The sequence below is a fragment of the Rahnella woolbedingensis genome (assembly GCF_003602095.1).
GTDB lineage: Bacteria > Pseudomonadota > Gammaproteobacteria > Enterobacterales > Enterobacteriaceae > Rahnella > Rahnella woolbedingensis.
In genome coordinates, this window is the sequence record NZ_RAHH01000022.1 from 18,250 (window position 1) to 38,417 (window position 20,168).

Annotated in this window: 16 protein-coding genes; 5 read left to right on the forward strand and 11 right to left on the reverse strand. The window is 55.7% G+C overall.

The window, feature by feature from the left end; translation table 11 throughout:
• The first annotated feature begins 101 nt into the window (after positions 1-101).
• A complete protein-coding gene (locus D6C13_RS17645; RefSeq protein WP_120134007.1) occupies positions 102-1,382 on the forward strand; it encodes a lysine N(6)-hydroxylase/L-ornithine N(5)-oxygenase family protein in 1,281 nt (426 codons plus the stop codon).
• A gap of 60 nt (positions 1,383-1,442) precedes the next feature.
• Here D6C13_RS17645 and trhA read toward each other — a convergent pair whose 3' ends face one another.
• On the reverse strand, positions 1,443-2,093 hold the full coding sequence (trhA, locus tag D6C13_RS17650) for a PAQR family membrane homeostasis protein TrhA (protein WP_120134008.1): 651 nt from the start codon (positions 2,091-2,093) through the stop codon (positions 1,443-1,445).
• Positions 2,094-2,463: 370 nt separating this feature from the next.
• On the opposite strand from trhA, the gene D6C13_RS17655 reads away from it, so the two are divergent.
• Positions 2,464-3,072 carry an HD domain-containing protein gene (locus D6C13_RS17655; RefSeq protein ID WP_120134009.1) on the forward strand — a complete coding sequence of 203 codons (609 nt, stop codon included), beginning with the start codon at positions 2,464-2,466 and terminating at the stop codon, positions 3,070-3,072.
• A gap of 56 nt (positions 3,073-3,128) precedes the next feature.
• On the opposite strand, the gene rbsK is transcribed toward D6C13_RS17655, so the two are convergent.
• From rbsK to D6C13_RS17695, 8 genes are read right to left on the reverse strand one after another with little or no spacing between them, the layout of a single operon-like run.
• A complete protein-coding gene (gene rbsK, locus D6C13_RS17660; protein ID WP_120134010.1) occupies positions 3,129-4,061 on the reverse strand; it encodes a ribokinase in 933 nt (310 codons plus the stop codon).
• On the reverse strand, positions 4,058-5,002 hold the full coding sequence (alsK, locus tag D6C13_RS17665; RefSeq protein ID WP_120134011.1) for an allose kinase: 945 nt from the start codon (positions 5,000-5,002) through the stop codon (positions 4,058-4,060). The genes rbsK and alsK overlap by 4 nt, the downstream gene beginning before the upstream one ends.
• 15 nt (positions 5,003-5,017) lie before the next feature.
• A complete protein-coding gene (alsE, locus tag D6C13_RS17670; RefSeq protein ID WP_120134012.1) occupies positions 5,018-5,698 on the reverse strand; it encodes a D-allulose 6-phosphate 3-epimerase in 681 nt (226 codons plus the stop codon).
• Between the two features lie 38 nt (positions 5,699-5,736).
• Complete coding sequence (locus D6C13_RS17675; protein ID WP_120134013.1) at positions 5,737-6,822, reverse strand: ABC transporter permease; 1,086 nt, start codon at positions 6,820-6,822, stop codon at positions 5,737-5,739.
• 11 nt (positions 6,823-6,833) lie between these two features.
• Positions 6,834-7,823 carry an ABC transporter permease gene (locus D6C13_RS17680; RefSeq protein ID WP_120134014.1) on the reverse strand — a complete coding sequence of 330 codons (990 nt, stop codon included), beginning with the start codon at positions 7,821-7,823 and terminating at the stop codon, positions 6,834-6,836.
• Positions 7,816-9,348, reverse strand: a complete 1,533-nt coding sequence (locus D6C13_RS17685) for a sugar ABC transporter ATP-binding protein (protein ID WP_120134015.1) — start codon at positions 9,346-9,348, stop codon at positions 7,816-7,818. The genes D6C13_RS17680 and D6C13_RS17685 overlap by 8 nt, the downstream gene beginning before the upstream one ends.
• Before the next feature lie 2 nt (positions 9,349-9,350).
• Positions 9,351-10,337 (reverse strand): substrate-binding domain-containing protein, encoded by a 987-nt coding sequence (locus tag D6C13_RS17690; RefSeq protein ID WP_425272724.1) that lies wholly within the window; start codon positions 10,335-10,337, stop codon positions 9,351-9,353.
• An 18-nt stretch (positions 10,338-10,355) separates the two neighbouring features.
• Positions 10,356-11,213, reverse strand: a complete 858-nt coding sequence (locus D6C13_RS17695) for a DeoR/GlpR family DNA-binding transcription regulator (protein WP_120134016.1) — start codon at positions 11,211-11,213, stop codon at positions 10,356-10,358.
• An 843-nt stretch (positions 11,214-12,056) separates the two neighbouring features.
• Between D6C13_RS17695 and D6C13_RS17705 the strand changes: the two genes are divergently transcribed.
• The 3 genes from D6C13_RS17705 to D6C13_RS17715 are packed head-to-tail and all read left to right on the forward strand — an operon-like array spanning position 12,057 to position 16,082.
• On the forward strand, positions 12,057-12,371 hold the full coding sequence (locus D6C13_RS17705) for a PTS fructose transporter subunit IIB (protein WP_120134018.1): 315 nt from the start codon (positions 12,057-12,059) through the stop codon (positions 12,369-12,371).
• On the forward strand, positions 12,364-13,491 hold the full coding sequence (locus tag D6C13_RS17710; protein WP_120134019.1) for a PTS fructose transporter subunit IIC: 1,128 nt from the start codon (positions 12,364-12,366) through the stop codon (positions 13,489-13,491). The genes D6C13_RS17705 and D6C13_RS17710 overlap by 8 nt, the downstream gene beginning before the upstream one ends.
• Entirely contained in the window at positions 13,488-16,082 is a 2,595-nt protein-coding gene (locus D6C13_RS17715; RefSeq protein WP_120134020.1) for a glycoside hydrolase family 38 N-terminal domain-containing protein, read from the forward strand. Before D6C13_RS17710 ends, D6C13_RS17715 begins: the two co-directional genes overlap by 4 nt.
• 37 nt (positions 16,083-16,119) lie before the next feature.
• On the opposite strand, the gene D6C13_RS17720 is transcribed toward D6C13_RS17715, so the two are convergent.
• Positions 16,120-16,863 carry an SDR family oxidoreductase gene (locus D6C13_RS17720; protein WP_120134021.1) on the reverse strand — a complete coding sequence of 248 codons (744 nt, stop codon included), beginning with the start codon at positions 16,861-16,863 and terminating at the stop codon, positions 16,120-16,122.
• A 355-nt stretch (positions 16,864-17,218) separates the two neighbouring features.
• Positions 17,219-20,092, reverse strand: a complete 2,874-nt coding sequence (gene gcvP, locus D6C13_RS17725; RefSeq protein WP_120134022.1) for an aminomethyl-transferring glycine dehydrogenase — start codon at positions 20,090-20,092, stop codon at positions 17,219-17,221.
• Between the last annotated feature and the right edge of the window lie 76 nt (positions 20,093-20,168).

Here is a 20,168-nt window from a genome sequence, read left to right on the forward strand (position 1 = left end):
GGAATATTTCGAGAAGTTATCGAGAAAAATGTCAGCAACTGACGGCTGGCCTATGCTTAACAGAGTTTCCAAAATATCCTAAAAACATAAGGAACAGAAAGATGTCCGCGAAGCATTTGATAGGTATTGGTATCGGTCCCTTTAACTTAAGTCTCGCCGCGATGGCAAAAGATACCGGAAAACTCAACGCCGCCTTCTTTGATGCTAATCCGGAATTCAGCTGGCACCCCGGTATGCTGCTGCCGACGGCCACCATGCAAACCTATGTTTTGCAGGATCTGGTGACCACCGTTGCCCCGCGCAGCGAATTTTCTTTCATCAATTATCTGGTGGAACAGAAAAAAATTTACCGCTTTCTGGCGACGGAACAGCTGATTATCAGCCGCGACGAGTTTTCCGATTATCTGCGCTGGGCGTGCGACCGCATCCCTGATCTGCATTTCTCAGAGCCGGTTGAGCGAATCGATTTCGACGATAAGCGGCAGGAATTTATTGTGCAGAGTGAAAAAGCCGAACACCGCGCGCGCAATATCTGCCTCGGCACCGGCCATGCGCCGTGGATCCCCAAACCGGCGCGGGCGGCGCTGGGGGATAACTGTTTCCATGCCGCCGAAATAGAACTGCGTGAGCCTGATTTCACCGGCAAACGCGTGGCGATTATCGGTGGGGGACAAAGCGGCGCTGACATTATTCTCAACGCGCTGAGCGGCCACTGGGGCGAGTTCGCCGAACTGAGCTGGATATCACGACGCCCGAATTTTCAGCCGCTGGATGAATCCATCTTCACTAATGAGTATTTCACACCGGAGTATGTGAATTACTTCTATACGCTGCCGCAAGACGTGCGCGGGCAGGAAATCGAAACGCAAAAATTACCGTCAGACGGCATCAGTTATCACACGCTGGAAGATATTTATAAGCAGCTTTATCACCGTTTCGACGTACTGCATCAGCCGCGCAACGTGCGTTTACTGCCGCACCGCGCGCTCGATCATATTGTGCGTAACGCCAAGGGGGATTTCAGTTTGCAGGCAAAACACGGGCTGGAAAAATGCGAGGAGCATTTCAGCGCCGATATCGTGATCCTGGCGACCGGTTACCGTCCCGGTTTACCGGATTATCTTGAGCCGTTGCTGAACCGCATTCCTTATGACCGCGAGCAGCATTTGCCGCTGCAGCCGAATTTCAATCTGCGCTGGGACGGGCCGGAGCAGAACCGGATTTATGCGGTAAACGCCGGTATTCACAGTCACGGCAGCGCCGAAGGTCAGCTGACGCTCACCGCGTGGCGCTCGGCGAAAATCCTCAATCACCTGTTGGGTGATGCGCACTACGATTTACGACCGGTGCCTTCGCTGGTGCAATGGTGGGCTGATAAATAGCAGGCACAAAAAAGCGGAGCATCAGGCTCCGCTTTCCTTTTACTGACTTCACAACACAAATCAGACGTAAAAATAGATGGCTAAAAAGTGACAGGCACTGCCGCCGAGCACAAATCCGTGCCAGATAGCGTGACCGAAACGAAACCGTTTCGAAGCGTAGAAAATGACGCCCAGCGTATACACCACGCCGCCCAGCGCCAGTAATGTCACGCCGCCTAACGAAAGCTTGGTCGCCAGTTGGTAAATCACAATCAGTGACAGCCAGCCCATCGTCAGATACGTCACCAGCGAAAGCACCTCAAAACGGTGCGCAAACGCCAGTTTAAAAATCACACCGAACAGCGCCAGCCCCCAGATCACCGCCATCAGTCCTTTCGCCAGCGGGGAGTTAAGCCCGACCAGCAGGAACGGCGTGTAGGTCCCGGCGATCAGCAGATAAATCGCGCAGTGGTCAAATTTTTTCAGCCAGTATTTGGCTTTCTGATGCGGTATCGCGTGATACAGCGTGGAGGCCAGATACAACAAAATCATGCTGCCGCCGTACAAACTGTAGCTGGTGATGGCCATCGCGCTGGCGTTTTCGCCCACCGCCTGAACCAGTAACAACACCAGACCGACAATCCCAAATACCAGACCAACGCCATGACTCAGGCTGTTGGCGATTTCTTCAGCCCACGGATATCCCTGTGGTGATGGTGACAACTTACCCATACGTTGAGAACCCTCGAGACAAAATTTATGAAAATACACAAGATATTGCAGTCTTCAGCCGTTTATTCCTGCTGATTATAAAACATACCGCGAGCAGATTAGCTGAGAACTATTCCAGTGTACACCTGTAAGCTTAAAATGAGTATTTCCCGATGTAACAGTCTCTTAGCGGGATCATCATTTCATTATGACTCTGACTGGAATTCCTTCAATTCATTAACTTTGTTTATAATTTACCCATGTGACATTTTGACGACAGCGGGATTTTCCGCACCCAAAAACATGATTTTTTGTCATCAAGCGATTAAGGTGTACCGGAAATCTCTGATAACGCCGTTATTAATGTCGTCAATATGACTAAGGTTTGACTATGTCTGCAGCAACTACTCCGCTGAATTTCGGAGCAATGACCGAAGTTTTTCAGTTCCTGATGGAAATCGACAAGCTGAAAAGCGTGCAACGCCGCACCAAAGTGTTAGGCACTGAGCGTCAGGAAAACTCCGCGGAACATAGCTGGCATTTCGCCGTCGCAGCGATGTCGCTGGCACCTTTCGCGCCGGAAGGTGTGGATATTAATAAAGTCATCCGTATGGCGCTTATCCACGACATCGTGGAAATCGATGCCGGTGATGTGCTGGTTTACGATCTTGCTGCCCGCGCGGCGGTTCATGATCAGGAAATCATTGCAGCAAACCGCCTGTTTGGCCTGCTGCCTGCGCCGCTGAGCACGCAGTTCCTGGATTTGTGGAATGAATACGAAGCGGGCGAAACCCCGGAAGCGCGTTTTGCGCTGGTGATCGACCGCGTAATGCCGATGGTCATGAACCTGAGTAATCAGGGTCAGAGCTGGGTGGAAAACAATATCCGTCTGGAGCAGGTACTGGCGCGTAATGCCTTTATCGCCGATATCCATCCACAGCTTTGGCTGCATATCCGCGGTCATCTGGATAACGCCCATCAGCAGGGCTGGCTGAAGTAATTTTAGCCTCTGTTTTGCTCTTCCCCTGCGAAGGGGAGGAGCAAAACAAAACCGACTCAAACCACCGCAACCCCCATTCTATCCCGCGCTTCTTCGTATGTCGGCATCGATGTCGCCGCACCGGCCCTTTCCACACAAACAGAAGCATAAGCGGATGCAAACTGCGCGGCGTCTGAAAGCGTGGCACCGGCGGCAAGCTGTGATGCCAGCGCGCCGTTGAAGGCGTCGCCTGCACCGGTGGTATCGACGGGTGTGGCAGGACAGGCGGCGATAATCTGCGTTTCACCGTTCGCCGAAAGCAGCGCGCCCTGGGTGCCTAAGGTGATGATCAGCGCCTGGATCCCTTTGGCGTGCAGCGCGTGGGCGGCGCGTCCGGCGGAGGGAATATCGCGGACGTCGATACCCGTCAGCAGCGTGCATTCCGTAGCGTTCGGGGTGAGTAAATCCACCTGCGCCAGCAGATGATCGGAAACCGGCTGGAACGGCGCGGGGTTGAGGATAATGTAGGTGCCGTTGTCCTTCGCGATGCCGATCAGTTTTTCAATCGCTGGCAGATTATTTTCGAGCTGGGTCAGCAGGATATCCGCCGCCGCGACAGCGGGACGGCACTGTTCGACTTCTTCGTCGGTAACGGTCAGATTGGCACCCGGATCGACCGCAATCATGTTTTCCGCATCGGCTCCGGCGACATAAATCAGCGCGTTGCCGGTCGGGCATTCGCTGGTGGAAAACAGCGTGACAGCATCAAAACCGGCGCTGTCGAGGTGACGGCGGGCAAACATACCGAAATCATCGCGCCCCACTTTGCCGATGTAATGCACCCGCGCACCGGCGCGCAGCGCAGCGACCGCCTGGTTTGCGCCCTTACCGCCCGCGCCCATCATGCTGTTACGGGCAATCAGGGATTCTCCCGGTTTAGGGAAACGCGCCATGCCTGCGACGATATCGAGGTTGAAAGAACCAAATACGCATACCTTGCCTTTGTTCATGCCTCTCTCCTGAAGGAAAATGTTCCGGCGGCCAGAGCTGGCTGCGTCGGAAAAACGCGCTGTGCGGCTAAACACGCGCCACGACAACCGGTCTCGTCGGTGACGGCGCTGAAATGAATAGTCAGCCCGTTCGCCGGATACGGACTGCGTAAATGACTGCGTAACTGCTGTTCGAGTTCGGCCAGCGGGAAGTTTTCCATCGCCAGCACACCGCCGCCCAGCACTAAATATTCGGGATCCAGAATGTTCATTTCGCTGGCGACAGTGCGCGCCAGTCGTGCCACAAATTCGGTTAAATCCACATGCCCTGCATGACGCACAAACAGGTCAGCGAACGGCGTTTGCGGCGCATGTTGCCGCGCCCAGCCGGTCAGCCAGTTGCCGGAAGTCAGCGTCTCGACGCAGCCGGTTTTGCCGCATGGACAGAGTAGCGGATCCCCCGCCAGCGGAATGTGCCCCAGTTCGCCTGCACCGCCGTGCGCGCCGTGGTAAAAATCCCCGTTGATCCACAAACTGTTGCCAAGACCCGTGCCGAGATACAGCCCGACGGCGACATCCGGCAGCGCGCTGTGCTGCGTTAAATCCCACCACATCAGATGGTTAACGTCTTTATCCATCGCCACCGGCAGATGCAAACGCGCTGAAAGCCGCGCCGCCACCGGCTGGTTATCCAGCGCGGAGATAAACGGCAGCGACAATACCGTTTGCCGGTCACGCGACAATATGCCCGGCAGCCCGAGCATGACCTGCGCCACCTGATGATGCGGATCCTGCTCCTGCAAATACGTTGTGATCAGGTTTTCCAGTCCCTGCAACGGGTCAGTCTGCCCCGCCCAGCTTTGGGTCGGAGTTTTGTGGTAGCCGCGAAAATTTTGCTGGCTGTCCATCAGCATTAAACGGGTATTGGTGCCCCCGACATCCACTCCAAGAAAGTGTGGCATACGGCTCTCCTGCCCTCAGGCTGCGTGACGCGCCTGACGCATCTGATCGAGCATTTTGTCCCAGGCAACATCCAGATCGTTGTCCAGCGTGAACAGGCCGGAACTGCCGACGATCAGCACTTCTGCGCCCGCGCCCATCAAGTCCTGATAAGTACGCAGATTGCAGGATCCGTCGATTTCGATCAGATAGCGGTAACCTTTTTGCTGTTTGAGATCACGCAGCTGAGCGATTTTCCCGAGCATTTCAGGGATGAACGGCTGACCGGCATAACCCGGATCCACGGTCATCACGGTGATTTTATCCAGCAGATGAATGTAGTGCTGGATGTACTCTACCGGCGTCGCGGGGTTAAGCACCACGCCGACTTTTTTACCCAGCGAGCGGATCTGATGGATGATGCGGAACGCGTCGCGGTTAATGGTTTCGGCGTGCGGACAAATAAAATCGGCACCGGCAAGGGCTATCGGTTCGATAAAGTCAGCCGGATTTTCCACCATCATATGCACGTCCAGAACCAGCGGCGTGTACGGGCGGATCTGCTCGATAAAGAACGGCGACAGCGTGATATTTTTGACGTAATGGCCGTCCATGATGTCGATATGCAGCATGTCTGCGCGGCGGTTCAGCACTTCGAGTTGCTGCTTAATGTCGATCAGGCTCATGCACATCAGCGACGGAGAAATTTTGTATTCCATGATGTTTTCCTAAGTCAGAGGCAATTTTAAAAAGGTGTTTAAGGTTGAGCCGCCCGCGCTTTGGCAGCGCTCATTCGCCCCGCCCTTTTTTGCAGATAACGGCTGCGGAAGAATTTCAGCGCCAGTACCACAATCAGTACCGCGCCCCACATCGCCAGACTGAAATGCGGGCTGACGTTCATCAGGTTCAGGCCGGTGGAAATCACCTGCAGGACAATCAGCGAGAGCACGACGCCCGCGACTTTGCCGAATCCACCGTTGGGATCCGTGCCGCCCAAAATGATGGCCAGCACCGTCAGCAGCAGATAGGAATCACCGTACCCCATGCGCGCCGAGTTGAAGCGCGCCATCATAATCAGCCCGGCAATCACGCATAACATGCTGGAAATCACGTAGATGGCGATCAGTACGCGGTGGGTATTGATGCCGCTGAAATGGGTAGCGTTGATGTTACTGCCGCTCATGTAGATATATTTGCCGAGGGGGGTACGTTCTAAGAACACCGCAATTAATGCCGCCGTCAGCAGGAAGATAATCAGCGGAACCGGCACGCCGAGCAGGGTTTCTGCGCCGATAAAGCGCACGATATCTGGCATTCCGCTGATCGCCGCGCCGCGTGAAAGGTAAATCCCGACGCCGTTCACCATGGTCATGGTCGCCAGCGTCACCAGAATCGGATGCGCGCCGACATACGCCACCAGCGCGCCGGTCAGCATGCCAATCACCAGCGCCAGAATCATTGCGCCGACCAGCGCCAGCGTCAGCCAGACCGCCTGCATCGCCATGCTGGCATCCGGTGGCAGCCAGGTGAGAAACACCCACGCCATCAGTAAACTGGTCAGGTTAGCGGTGGCGATAATGCACAGGTTCAGGCCGCCGCTGAGGATCGGGATAAACATCGCCAGCGTCAGTAAACCGAGTTCCGGCAGTTGAAAGGCGACGCTCGTAAAAGTGGCGTCACTGAAGAAACGCCCCGGCATCGCCACGCTGAACCCGATGATCACCACCAGCAATAACAGCGATAATCCCAGCGTCGTATTGTCTATTTTCAGGTTGCCGATTTTAAGGCGAGGCCGCGCATCGGGCTTCGCTTTAAGACTCACATTTCTGCTTTTTGCGAACATAGCGGTTTTCCTCAGGCGAAGCCGACTTCGGTTTCTTTGCGTTTCTTATAATGGGTGACGGTGATGGCGGCGACGATCACCACGCCGATGACGATGTTCATGAAGTAACTGGAAACACCGATCAGGTTGAGGCCGTTTTTCAGCACGCCAATCAGGAACACGCCCATCAGTGTGCCGACCACGCTGCCTTTGCCGCCGTTGAGGCTGGCACCGCCGAGGACGGCTGCGGCCAGCACATCCAGCTCACCGCCGACCAGCGCATTCGGCACTACTTCACCGACGCGATACACCTGTACCAGTCCGCCAATCGCCGCCATCGCGCCGAGATATCCGTAAGCAAACAGATGCAGCAACCCGACGCGGATACCGATACGGCGCGCGGATTCCTGGTCACCGCCGACGGCAAACAGCTGGCGTCCGAGATGGGTTTTGTTGAGCAAGACCCAGCTCAGCCCTGCGACGGCCAGCATCACGACTACCGGCAAACCAATCTGATAATGCTGCTCGCCGACGCTGAACGGCAGCACGCGGATTGGCGTGGTCAGCCAGTCCGGCAGGTCGTACAGACTGGTGCCGTTGGTCAGCCACATCAGCATGCCGAACAGCAGTGACTGCATACTGATGGTGACGATGATCGACACAATGCGCAGGCAGTAGATCAGAATAGCGTTGATAGTTCCGAGCACGGTGCCGATGGCGACCGCCAGTAAAATGCTGCCAGCCGGACTGCTCAGGCCGTAGTGGATCGCCAGCGTAGCGATGATGTACTGCACGACGGAGGCCACGGCAGCGAACGAAATATCGATACCGCCTGTGACCAGCACCACAAACAGGCCGAGAGCAAAGATGCCGCTGACGGCGTAGCTTTCGGTCAGATCCAGCAGGTTCTGCAAAGTCAGAAACTGGTTGGTGAGTAATGAAAAGGTGACGATCACCACCAGCAATACCCAGGCTAAATAGCCTTCGTTACTGGACGGGCGTAACCGGCTGAGCTTAAGCATTGACCGCCTCCGCAAGTTGTTGCTGGGTAATCGCGCCCGGCAGATATTCCCCGACCACCGTGCCCTCACTGAAATGCAGCACGCGATCGCAGTTGAAATAGACTTCCGGCACTTCGTCGGAAATCAGCAGAATGGAAATCCCCTCTTCCGCCAGCTGATGGATCAGCTGATAAATGCTGGCTTTTGCGCCGACATCGACGCCGACGGTAGGCGAATCGAGGATCAGGATTTTCGGCTGCGTCAGTACCCATTTCGCGAGCACGATCTTTTGCTGGTTGCCGCCGGAAAGCGTGGAAATTGCCTGATCAGGACTGGCGACTTTGACGCCGAGTTTTTCGATCCACTGCTGGATGATCTTGTTTTTCCGGTATTCGTCGATCAGATGAAAACGGCTGCGCAGCTGATCCATGATCGCCAGCACGGTGTTGTCACCGACCGACTGCTGCTGGATAAGTCCCAGTGTCAGACGGTCTTCCGAGACGTAACCGACGCCGGATTTGATCGCGTCTTCATGACTGCGAAAACGCACCGGTTTGCTGTCGAGGTAGATTTTGCCGCTGTCCGGTTTGGTCATGCCAAACAGGCTGAGCGCCAGCTCGGTGCGACCGCTGCCAAGCAGCCCGCATAAACCGAGCACTTCTCCGGCGTGCAGTTTGAAACTGACGTCGTGATACTGCCCTGCGCGGCTGAGTTTGTCGGTTTCCAGCATGATGCGTTCGTCATTCATGTTGGCGGCTTTGAGACGGTAATCGAGTTTCAGACCGGTCATCAGTTCGGTCAGGCGTTCACTGCTGACTTCAGATGCCGGGAACGTACCGACTCTTTTGCCGTCACGGATAACCGTCACGCTGTCGGAAATCTCCAGCACCTCATCCAGGCGATGGCTGACGAACACCACGCTGATGCCTTTGCTTTTCAGATAATGCACGGTGCGCAGCAACTGATTCACTTCGGTGCGGGTCAGCGAGGCGGTCGGTTCATCCATAATCACCAGCCGCGCATCGGCCACCAGCGCGCGGCAAATCGCTACCTGCTGGCGCTGGGCTATCGGCAGCGTGGACACTTTGCTGTCGAGATCCAGCGTGTAATTCAGTTCTGTCAGAATGCGCTGCGCGGTTTCCCGCAGGCGTGCCGGACGGTACCAGCCCATCAGCCCTTGCAGGTTGTGGTCGAAGGCGATGTTTTCGAACACGCTGAGGTTCGGGAACAGCGACAGGTCCTGATAAATCACCTGCACGCCAAACTGCCGCGCCTGATCCGGTGACAGTTTGCTGAAACTCTGGCTGCCGCCGGACGGCGAACTGAGCGTGATCTGGCAACCGTTATCCGGCTGATAAACCCCCGAGATCACTTTGATCAACGTACTTTTTCCGCAGCCGTTGGTGCCCGCCAGGCAGTGAACTTCGCCCTGCATCAGCCGCAGGGAAATGTCGTTGAGTGCACGCTGTCCGCCAAACGTCACTGACAGGTTTTGCACATCAATCAGCGGCGCGTTGTCTGTTTGAATGATCTCGGAGATTGCCATGATTACAGCCCCATTTTGACCAGTTTCGGCAGGTTCGCTTTATCCAGGCTTTCAGTTTCGTTGCCCAGAATGGTGTGCGTTGCCTCGTCGACTTTCACTTTGCCCATGCCTTCAATGGTCATGCCGTCAGTGATTTTCTCGCCTTTTTCCAGCTTCTCGGCGATGCGCACGAAGACTTCACCGGCGACCATCGGGTTCCAGATAAAGCCGCCTTTGATGGCTCCCGCTTTCACCAGACTTGCGCCCTGGCCCGGACTGAATGGCCCGAATACGCAGATGTCGTCAGTTTTGCCACGGTTGAGCACCGCGCGGCCTGCGCCAATCGGGCCCTGAGAACCAATCGCCAGAATGCCTTTCAGGTTGGCGTCTTTGGACATCAGGTCATTAGTGGTACGGATGCTGTCATCGAGTGATTCACCCACACCAAATTTGTCGCCGACCAGATGCATATTCGGATAGTGTTCTTTCTGGTAATTGATGGCGGCATCGGCCCATTTCTGATGCAACGGCACGGTCAGACTGCCGACGTACACCGCATAATCGCCCTTCTCTTTCATACACTGCGCCAGCGCGACCATGTGATTAATGCCGTGCTGTGTGGCATCGACCATTTCGAAATCCCAGTCGGCATATTTCTGATCCGGCGATTCATGCACGATGACTTTGATCCCGGCATCGTGAGCACGTTTCAGTACCGGCTCCAGTACGCGGGCGTCGTTTGGCACCACGCCGATCACATCCACTTTCTGGGCAATCAGATCTTCAATCGCACGCACCTGCAATGCGGGATCCGCGCTGGTCGGCCCGACCTGCCACGCATCGATCCCGCGTTTGGCGGCTTCGCTTTTGATCCCGGCTTCCATCGCGTTGAACCAGGCGTTACCGCCCACTTTCACTACCACGCCCATGCGGATTTTGTCGGCGGCGTGCGCCGACAGGGACAACATGGCTGTGGCGAACAGGCAGGCAAGAACGGATTTCTTGATCATGTTTACTCTCCTGGTAGGTCAGTTATTTGCCGCAGCTAACGGGCCGTTGCGGCTGTTTTTAGTTTTTTTCTGTAGGGGTGACGGAGAAACTTCAATCACATTAACGTTGCTCCAGGCCAGTTCCTGGCGGAATTCTTCATCCTCCAGATGGTCTGTTATCAGTGTGTCGATTTCCCGGTAGTGGCAGATCCGCGCAAAAGAGCGGCGGCCGAATTTGCTGGAGTCAGCCAGCAAAATTTTGTGCTCGGAGGAAAGCAGCATTTGCTGTTTCAGCCGCGCATGATGTTCGTTGCTTTCACGGATACCGCCTTCGTGGCTGATGCCGTGACAGGAGTAAAACAGTTTGTTGATGACGAACTCTTTCAGCATTTGTTCGGCCAGTACGCCGACAAAATCTTCGTATTTCGCCGAGTACTCACCGCCCAGCCCGATCACCCGTACGTTGGCTTTTACCGCCAGTGTCTGAATGATGTGTACCGAGTTGGTCAGCACCACCAGCTGAATGTCTGGCAACTGACGCGCCAGAAACCAGCTGCTGGAACTGCTGTCGAGCAGCAGACAATCGCCAGGATTGATCAGCTGTAATGCCCGTTTGGCGATGCGCGTTTTACTGTCCGGCGACTGATTACTGCGATCCCGAAACGATTCGCCCTGTTCAATCTGCGACGGTACGTAGGTTTTTTCCGCCGCCGAATGCTCCATAAACACCGCGCCGCCATGGCTGCGTAACAACACGCCGCGCTTTTCCAGCAGCGCCAGATCCCGCCGCGCCGTCTCCAGCGAGATGCGGCATAACTGCGCCACTTCCTGCACCAGAATGCGCCCGCGCTGGCTGAGAATTTCGGTGATATAACGATGTCGCTCTACTGGCAGCATGTGGTGATTCCTCTTTCCCGATGTCGATTAGGATACGCAGCCGGATGTTTACGGAATGCGCAGTGCCTCAAAGGCGACTGTGCGCATTTTTTGCCACAATCGTCCTGTGATAGTTGTCACGAAAAGCTGAGAAAAGATGAAATGTTAAAGTTTGGATCTGTGGCGGGAACGGCATTAAATCGTCATTTGCCTTGCAATAAGACAGCGACAGATTTGCAAACGGTCACAATTCCTCGTGCTTTCTTATGACCGTTAATGACCGTTTGCGTGGAATTGACCGTTTGAAGGGAGTGAGCAGGGTTTGTGCAGAACATCACAGCGCTCATTTTCCGATTCCTGTTTACTACAGGTTCACTTTTTGCGGAGCACTTATGTTTTTATCTTCCGATATTAAACGCCTGTTACTGATTCTGCTGACGCCAGTCTGCGGAATAAAAGCGTTTATATTGGGATGCTGCTGTTTTAACTCTGTCGATAATCTGAGTGCGGCCACAGAAGAAAGCGCCGAAATAAACTCTGCGGATTTCAGTGACCAGTGGAAACAGCTGTGGTGCTGCGCCGGAAATTCTCTGTTTCAGGAAGTCAAAAAGCCGCCGTTTATTTCCCATGCGGATCATAAGGCTATTTCCGTCAGCGTTCGTCTGGTGGTTCAGTTACGTCAGCTTCTGGCGTTTTGTAATTTATCGCATTTAGTCAGTCAGTTGCGTTGCTGCCATCGTCTGAGCGGCGCTCCGGCCACGGAGTCTGATTTTATTTTTGTTGTTTCCCCAGAAGGCACAACGCGCAATTTCGCCGTTGTGCTTTTTTTATGTCTGAAATCATGCCAAACCCGAGGTATTCATTATGTATTTCGTTTGTATTGCTGCCTGCCCGACCGGTGTTGCCCATACTTATATGGCCGCAGAATCGCTTGAAGTCCTGGGAAAAAAACGCGGACACGAAATTAAAGTCGAAACTCAGGGGAGTCTGGGGGCTGAAAATGTCATTACCGAAGAAGATCTGGCGCGTGCCGACGGCGTTATTCTTGCCGCCGATGTTGCCATCAATAATAAAGAACGCTTCGACGGCATGATCACGCTCGAATGCAGCGTCAGTGATCCGATCAAACACGGCGACGCCGTTTTCGAAGCGATCGAACAGGAGGTCGCTAATGGCTAAATTCAGGGCAGAAGGCGGTGGCGGACACGTCGGCACGGATGTGAAAAACGCCATCATGACCGGCGTTTCGTACATGCTGCCTTTCGTGATCGCCGGTGCGGTAATCATGGGCATCGCACGTATCGGCGCATCAATGTACGGCATCGATAATATCTGGGACAACAGTCACGCGCAGGCCGCCAGTCAGATGGTGAAACTGCTGCATCAGTTTGACGGATTCGGCGGCCTGGCGCTTTCGCTGATGCTGCCGGTTGTCGCCGGATACATCAGTTTCGCGCTGGCGAATAAACCGGGGATCGCACCCGGCATGATTGGCGGGCTGCTGGCCAGCAATCTCGGCACCGGTTTTATCGGCGCGCTGGTGGCCGGTTTTGTCGCGGGGTATATCGTCCGCTGGATGGTGCGTTTCATTAAACTGCCGCGTGCGCTGGCCTCCGCCGGACCCATTTTTATTCTGCCGGTCGGCGGCACGCTGCTGACCTGCATCATCATGGCGTTTGTGGTCGGCACTCCGCTGGCGGCGCTGAATCGCGGTATGGAAGCCTGGCTGATGACGATGTCCGGCACCAATAAAATCCTGCTGGCGGCGGTGATCGGCGGCATGGTCGGGTTTGATCTCGGCGGCCCAGTGAACAAAGCGGCAGTGACGACGGCGATGGCACTTCTGGCTTCCGGCATTTATGACCCGAATACTGCGGCGCAGGTGGCGATCATCATTCCGCCGATTGGCTTAGGCGTCGCGACATTACTGTGGAAAAAACGTTTCCCCGAATCCCTGCGCGAGGCGGGCAAAGCCTCGACGCTGATGGGGCTAATCGGCGTGTCCGAAGGGGCCATTCCTTTCGCGCTGTCGAATCCGAAAATTATTGTGATTAACGTGGTGGGCTCCGCGCTCGGTGCGGCCATGGCGGTCGGTTTAGGTGCCGTGAATCATGCGCCTATTTCCGGTTTCTATGGCTGGCTGGCAGTGGATGGTTGGCCGGTTTATGTGCTGTCGATTGCCGCCGGTTCTGCGGTGGTCGCCTTCGGATCCTTGCTGGTATTCCGCCACGGTGATACCGAAACCGTGATTAAACCCGCCGCCTCTGCTGCCCCCAAATTTAAGGTGAACCGCCAATGAAAACCGTCCATCTGATTCAGCACACCCACTGGGATCGTGAATGGTATTTCACTGAAAATGATTCCAAAGCCGTTCTTTATTATTTTATGGATGATCTGCTTAACCGGCTGGAAGCCGATCCGCAGTTGCCGCCGTTCGTGCTCGATGCGCAGACGGTGATCCTCGACGATTATTTGCAGGTCGCGCCGGAAAATCTTGCGCGCCTGACCGCGCTTATTCGCGACGGGCGGATCCTCATCGGCCCGTGGTATACGCAAACCGATTTTCTGGTGGTGGGTGCGGAATCTATCGCCCGTAATCTGCTGCTGGGGATTGAAGGCGCGTGCAAATACGGCACGCCAATGCCGGTCGGTTATGTGCCGGATTCCTTCGGCCAGAGCGCGCAGTTGCCGATGTTTCTGAATCAGTTTGGCATCCGTCACGCAGTGCTCTGGCGTGGCTGGAGCGAGCACGACGTCGCCAGAACCGAGTTTATCTGGCACAGCGACGACGGCAGTCAGGTCACCGCGGCGGTATTGCCTTGGGGTTACGGCTGCGCCAAATGGTTACCTGCTGAGACCCAAAAGGCGCTGCCGGTGGTGCTGAAAGCCAGCCACAAACAGGCGCAGTTTGCCGCCACCGACCAGATTCTGTTACCTAACGGCAATGACCAGTCGCCGTTTGAATATCAGGTGCCGGAAATGTTGCAGGCACTGAATCAGCAGCAGGATGAATTCCGCTTTGTGAACAGCAGTTTCAGTGACTTTTTTGCGGCGCTGGAAACACAGCGCGAAAAGCTGCCGGACTATCACGGCGAGCTGCTCAGCCCGAAATATATGCGTATCCATCGCGGCATTTTCTCGACCCGCATCGATATCAAAAAACTGAATGCGAAACTGGAGAAAACGGTCAGCCAGTATCTCGAGCCGCTGCTGACGCTCAATGCCGCGCTCGGCCTGCCATATCCGCAAACCGCCGTGGACACTCTCTGGCGCGAAGCGATGAAATCTCACGCCCATGACAGCATCGGCGGCTGCAATTCGGATCGCGTGAATGCGATGGTGAAAAACCGTCTGCTATCCGGCCTGGAAATGGCGGAGCAGTTGCTGGATCTCAACTTCCAGAAGCTCAGCGAAGGCATCACCGCCACGCAGGACGGTACAAAAATCGTGCTGTTTAACAGCCTGCCACGAACCCGCAGCGGAGCCGTGAGGCTGACGGTAATGACGCCTGAACGTGATTTTCGCCTGTGCGACAGCCACGGCAACGACTGTCACTGGCAGTTGGTGAGCGAACAGCCGCAGGATATGTCGACGGTGGTGCAGGAGCTGTCGAACAGCACCGAAACGACCTGGTTCCGTAAATGCGAGTTGCAGGTGGAAGTGAAAAATATCCCGGCTTGCGGCTACACCACGCTGTGGTTTAAACCCGGTGAAGTCTCCCGGCATCTTGCGCATACGGTAAATCCTCATCAGCTGGAGAATCATTTTCTGCATCTGCGTGCCGATGCGCACGGCGTGCTGACGCTGACCGACAAACGTAGCGGCCAGCATTATCACCAGCTACTGCAACTGGTGGACGGCGGGGATGCGGGCGATAACTACAATTATTCGCCGCCGGAGGAAGACTGGAAAATTACCGGTGACGGCCATTTACTGGAATGTCACACCGATGGCGGCAGTCTGTTTAACCGGATGGTGTTGCGTTACCGGCTGCCGGTTCCGCAGGATCTGGACTCACGGCAGCAGGGGCTGACGGAGGCAAAGCTTGATGTCACGATAACCCTGACGCTGGCGCACAATTCACCGGAGCTGAACGTAGATATCACCGTGGATAATCAGACTCGCGATCATCGTTTGCAGGTACTGATGCCGACCGGCGCGGCCAGTCGGGTGCATTTCGCTGACCAGCCGTTCGGGCTTTTCCAGCGCGACAATCAATCTGCCGCGATGAAAATGTGGCAGGAGGAAAACTGGAGCGAAGCCCCCGCTGCGCTGTATCCGATGCAAAGTCTGGTGATGATGCACGATGAACAACGCGGGCTGTGCACGGTGACCGAAGGACTGCGCGAGTATGAAATCCCCGAAGCGCAAAACGATGTGCTGGCGATCACTTTACTGCGCAGCGTCGGCTGGCTGGGACGCGCCAATATGCCTTACCGGCCGGGACGCGCATCGGGTATGGTTCTGCCTTCGCCTGAATCGCAAATCCCCGGCATTCATCATTGTTCACTGGCGGTAATGCCGCTGACCGGCGCGCCTGATGCGGCTTTCTGGCGGCGGGTGGAAGAATGGAAAACACCGATGCTGGCGTATCTGGCTACCGGCTGGTCACGCTTCCGGCTTAATCCGCACGGGCGGGAATTCCCGGCAGATTACAGTTTACTGAGCTGGGACACGCCGCTGCATTTCAGCACGCTGAAAAAGTCGCAACGTGGCGATCACTGGGTCATACGCGGGTGGAACCCTTGCGCATATCCGGTGAAAACCGGTGAAGTGAAATCAGCGAAGGGAGTGGTGCCGTCGAATCTGGCAGAAGAAGTGCTCAGCGGAGAACGTTTCTGTGAGGTCACTGCCGTTTGTGCGCCGGTGACATTTTTAATGGAGAATTAAAGCAAGCTAAGGACGGGGAACGCTCCCCGTTCTGTCTCTATTTCCCGCCCGCCAGTTCGATAAAGCTGCCGGTGACGTAGGACGCGGAATCCGACAGCAGCCAGGAAATCGCCTCGGCCACTTCTTCCGGCTGGCCGCCGCGCTGCATCGGCAGGTTGGCTTTCACGCGATCGACACGCCCCGGCTCACCGCCGCTGGCATGCATTTCGGTGTAGATAAGACCCGGACGCACGCAGTTAACGCGAATACCGTACGCCGCCACTTCCAGCGCCAGACCGGTGGTCAGGGTATCCACCGCGCCTTTCGACGCGGCGTAATCCACATATTCACCCGGCGCACCCAGACGGGCAGCCGCCGAAGACACATTCACAATCGCCCCGCCCTTTCCGCCATGGCGATGCGACATGATTTTCACCGCCTCGCGGCAGCACAGGAAGTAACCGGTCACGTTGGTGGACAGCACTTTGTTGATACGTTCGGCGGAGAGATTTTCAATGGTCATCTGCTGAAACAAGATCCCGGCATTATTCACCAGCGCGGTGACCGGCCCGAGTTCTTCGCCCAGACGTTTGAACATTGCCACAACCTGCGCTTCATCAGCGATATCGGCTTTCAGCGCTATCGCTTTACCCCCGGCCTGATGGATTTCATCAATGACGGATTGCGCTGCGGTTTCGTTATTGACGTAATTAACGCCGACAGCGTAACCCTGCTGGGCAAGGAGAAGAGCCGTTGCACGGCCGATACCGCGACTGGCGCCAGTGACGAGAGCGATTTTCATGAGTGACCCCTTTTTAGAAAGTGAGAAAAGTGTAGAAGAGGAAAATTCAACAGCAATCTGTTTTTTTATCTCTCAGATATGTCGATTGGCGTGCTTAAAAATGACACCGAATGAACGGTTCGAGACCGAAAGGCTCGAAGCCTGAAATGAGGGAATCGCGCAGCGATGGCATTTTGCGCCACTCACTATTGTTACGGAACAGGTCCGTCGTGAATGCGACAGCGCGGAGTGAAAAAACGCAGGATTGTTCAGGGGCGCGTTTACGCACCTTAACCCGGTGTGGGCCGGCGCCCACGACCTTGATTTTGACGTTAACTGAGGCCGCAAATAATGGCGGCCTCAGTTAAAACGAGTTTTACTCGTAATCTGACATCGGTACGCAAGAACAGAACAGGTTTCTGTCTCCGTACACGTCATCCAGACGTTTCACGGTCGGCCAGTACTTGTTGTCGTAACCGGCCGGGAATACCGCCACTTCGCGGGTGTAAGGATGATTCCAGTCGCTGACCAGCTCGTTCTGCACGTGCGGTGCATTCACCAGCGGGTTGTCTTCCAGCGGCCATTCGCCTTTCGCCACGCGGTCGATTTCACTGCGGATTGCCAGCAGCGCATCGATAAAGCGATCCAGTTCCACTTTGCTTTCTGATTCAGTTGGCTCAACCATCAGCGTACCTGCCACAGGGAAGGACATCGTTGGCGCGTGGAATCCGTAGTCGATCAGACGTTTGGCGATATCCATTTCGCTGATGCCGGTAGTTTCTTTCAGCGGACGGATATCCAGAATGCATTCATGCGCCACACGACCATCGCGGCCAGTGTAGAGCACCGGATAGGCGTCCTTCAGGCGGGTGGCGATGTAGTTCGCATTGAGGATCGCAACCTGGCTGGCTTGTTTCAGACCTTCCGCGCCCATCATGCGGATGTACATCCAGCTGATTGGCAGGATAGAAGCGCTGCCGAACGGTGCCGCAGAAACCGCGCCGTTTTGGGTCAGTACGCCATCAATCTGCACCACGCTGTGACCCGGAACGAACGGAGCCAGATGCGATTTCACGCCGATAGGACCCATACCCGGGCCGCCACCGCCGTGCGGAATACAGAAGGTTTTATGCAGGTTGAGGTGCGAAACGTCCGCGCCGATGTAGCCCGGCGTCGTGATGCCGACCTGGGCGTTCATGTTCGCGCCGTCGAGGTAAACCTGACCGCCGTACTGATGCACAATCTGGCAAACTTCGCGGATGGTTTCTTCGTAAACGCCATGCGTTGACGGGTAAGTCACCATAATACAAGACAGTTCGTCGCCTGCTTTCGCCGCTTTCTCACGCAGGTCACTCAGGTCGATGTTGCCCTGTTTGTCGCACGCGACCACCACCACAGTCATGCTCGCCATCTGCGCGGATGCCGGGTTAGTGCCGTGCGCTGAACTTGGGATCAGACAGATGTGACGGCTGCTTTCGTTACGGCTTTCGTGGTAGCGGCGGATAGCCAGCAGACCGGCATATTCGCCCTGTGCGCCGGAGTTTGGCTGCATACAAACCGCGTCGTAACCGGTGAGCTGAACCAGCCATTGTGACAGCTGACCAATCATTTGCTGATAACCGCCAGCCTGTTCTGTCGGGCAGAACGGATGCAGTTCAGCGAATTCCGGCCAGGTAATCGGGATCATTTCTGCTGCAGCATTCAGTTTCATGGTGCAGGAGCCCAGCGGGATCATCGCCTGATTCAGCGCCAGATCCTTTTTCTCCAGACGGTGCATATAACGCATCATCTCGGTTTCGCTGTGGTACTGGTTGAAGACCGGATGGGTGAGGATCGGGTTCACACGCAGCATCGCCGCAGGAATGGAGTTGCTGTCAGTCGATGCAGCTTTGTCCAGTTTGTCGATGTCCAGGCCGTTGTCGTCACCCAGCAGGGCAGCGAACAGCACCTGAACGTCTTCGCGGGAGGTCGCTTCATCGAGGGTGATACCGACCGCGCCGTGAATATCGGTACGCAGGTTCAGACCGAAGCTCAGCGCGCGTTCCAGCACGGCGGCTTTGTCTTTGACTTCAACGGTCAGCGTGTCGAACCAGGTGTTGTGGCGCAGCGTCAGGCCGCCCTGTTTCAGGCCTGCGGCCAGAATGTCGGTCAGGCGGTGAATGCGTGACGCAATGCGTTTCAGGCCTTCAGGGCCGTGGAATACCGCATACAGGCTGGCAATGTTGGCCAGTAAAACCTGCGAGGTACAGATGTTAGAGTTGGCTTTCTCGCGGCGGATATGTTGCTCGCGGGTCTGCATCGCCATGCGCAGTGCAGTTTTGCCAGCAGCATCACGGGAAACCCCGATAATACGGCCCGGCATGGAACGTTTGAATTCGTCTACGCAGGCGAAGAAAGCCGCGTGCGGACCGCCGTAACCCATCGGCACGCCAAAGCGTTGCGCGGAGCCGAAGACCACGTCTGCGCCCTGCTTGCCCGGTGCGGCCAGCAGCACCAGTGCCATAATATCAGCGGCAACGCTGGTGATAATTTTGCGGGATTTAAGCTCACCTAGCAGCGCCGTGTAATCGTGCACTTCGCCGGTAGTGCCAACCTGCTGTAACAGCACGCCGAACACGCCTTCCAGCTCGAGCACTTTTTCGGCTTTATCGACGATGATGTCAAAACCGAACGTTTCCGCACGGGTGCGAACGACGTCCAGCGTTTGCGGATGTACGTCGTCAGCCACGAAGAAACGGTTAGCGTCTTTCAGTTTGCTGGCGCGTTTTGCCAGTGCCATCGCTTCGGCGGCAGCAGTCGCTTCGTCGAGCAAAGAGGCAGAAGCCAGATCCAGACCGGTCAGATCTAATGTCAGTTGCTGGAAGTTCAGCAGCGCTTCAAGACGGCCCTGAGATACTTCCGGCTGATACGGGGTATACGCGGTGTACCAGCCCGGATTTTCCAGCATGTTGCGCAGGATAACCGGCGGCGTCAGCACCGCGCTGTAGCCCATACCGATGTAGGATTTGTAGCGCTGGTTCTGGCTGGCAATGGCTTTCAGCTCAGCCAGAGCCTGATGTTCCGTCACGGCATCGCCGACGGCCGGTGGTCCCGGCAACTGAATATCGACCGGAACGATCTGCTGGATCAGCGCGTTTAAGGAATCCGCACCGACCGTTTCCAGCATCTGTTGCTGCTGCTGGGAAGACGGACCGATATGGCGGCCGATAAAGGCTTCGCTGTGTTCGAGTTGGCTGAGAGTCTGAGTCATTTGCTACGCATTCCTGAAATCTGCTGGAGGTGTCTTGGGATACTGACAAAAGCTACGGGTCTGGATGTGCCCCGCA

Excerpts from the sequence above, each read along its gene's own strand:
- D6C13_RS17680 (WP_120134014.1), bottom strand. The coding sequence starts at position 7,823 with ATGCTTAAGCTCAGCCGGTTACGCCCGTCCAGTAACGAAGGCTATTTA.
- gcvP (WP_120134022.1), bottom strand. The coding sequence starts at position 20,092 with ATGACTCAGACTCTCAGCCAACTCGAACACAGCGAAGCCTTTATCGGC.
- D6C13_RS17710 (WP_120134019.1), top strand. The coding sequence starts at position 12,364 with ATGGCTAAATTCAGGGCAGAAGGCGGTGGCGGACACGTCGGCACGGAT.
- alsE (WP_120134012.1), bottom strand. The coding sequence starts at position 5,698 with ATGGAATACAAAATTTCTCCGTCGCTGATGTGCATGAGCCTGATCGAC.
- trhA (WP_120134008.1), bottom strand. The coding sequence starts at position 2,093 with ATGGGTAAGTTGTCACCATCACCACAGGGATATCCGTGGGCTGAAGAA.
- D6C13_RS17690 (WP_425272724.1), bottom strand. The coding sequence starts at position 10,337 with ATGATCAAGAAATCCGTTCTTGCCTGCCTGTTCGCCACAGCCATGTTG.
- D6C13_RS17645 (WP_120134007.1), top strand. The coding sequence starts at position 102 with ATGTCCGCGAAGCATTTGATAGGTATTGGTATCGGTCCCTTTAACTTA.
- D6C13_RS17695 (WP_120134016.1), bottom strand. The coding sequence starts at position 11,213 with ATGCTGCCAGTAGAGCGACATCGTTATATCACCGAAATTCTCAGCCAG.
- rbsK (WP_120134010.1), bottom strand. The coding sequence starts at position 4,061 with ATGAACAAAGGCAAGGTATGCGTATTTGGTTCTTTCAACCTCGATATC.
- D6C13_RS17705 (WP_120134018.1), top strand. The coding sequence starts at position 12,057 with ATGTATTTCGTTTGTATTGCTGCCTGCCCGACCGGTGTTGCCCATACT.
- D6C13_RS17720 (WP_120134021.1), bottom strand. The coding sequence starts at position 16,863 with ATGAAAATCGCTCTCGTCACTGGCGCCAGTCGCGGTATCGGCCGTGCA.
- D6C13_RS17655 (WP_120134009.1), top strand. The coding sequence starts at position 2,464 with ATGTCTGCAGCAACTACTCCGCTGAATTTCGGAGCAATGACCGAAGTT.
- D6C13_RS17675 (WP_120134013.1), bottom strand. The coding sequence starts at position 6,822 with ATGTTCGCAAAAAGCAGAAATGTGAGTCTTAAAGCGAAGCCCGATGCG.
- alsK (WP_120134011.1), bottom strand. The coding sequence starts at position 5,002 with ATGCCACACTTTCTTGGAGTGGATGTCGGGGGCACCAATACCCGTTTA.
- D6C13_RS17715 (WP_120134020.1), top strand. The coding sequence starts at position 13,488 with ATGAAAACCGTCCATCTGATTCAGCACACCCACTGGGATCGTGAATGG.
- D6C13_RS17685 (WP_120134015.1), bottom strand. The coding sequence starts at position 9,348 with ATGGCAATCTCCGAGATCATTCAAACAGACAACGCGCCGCTGATTGAT.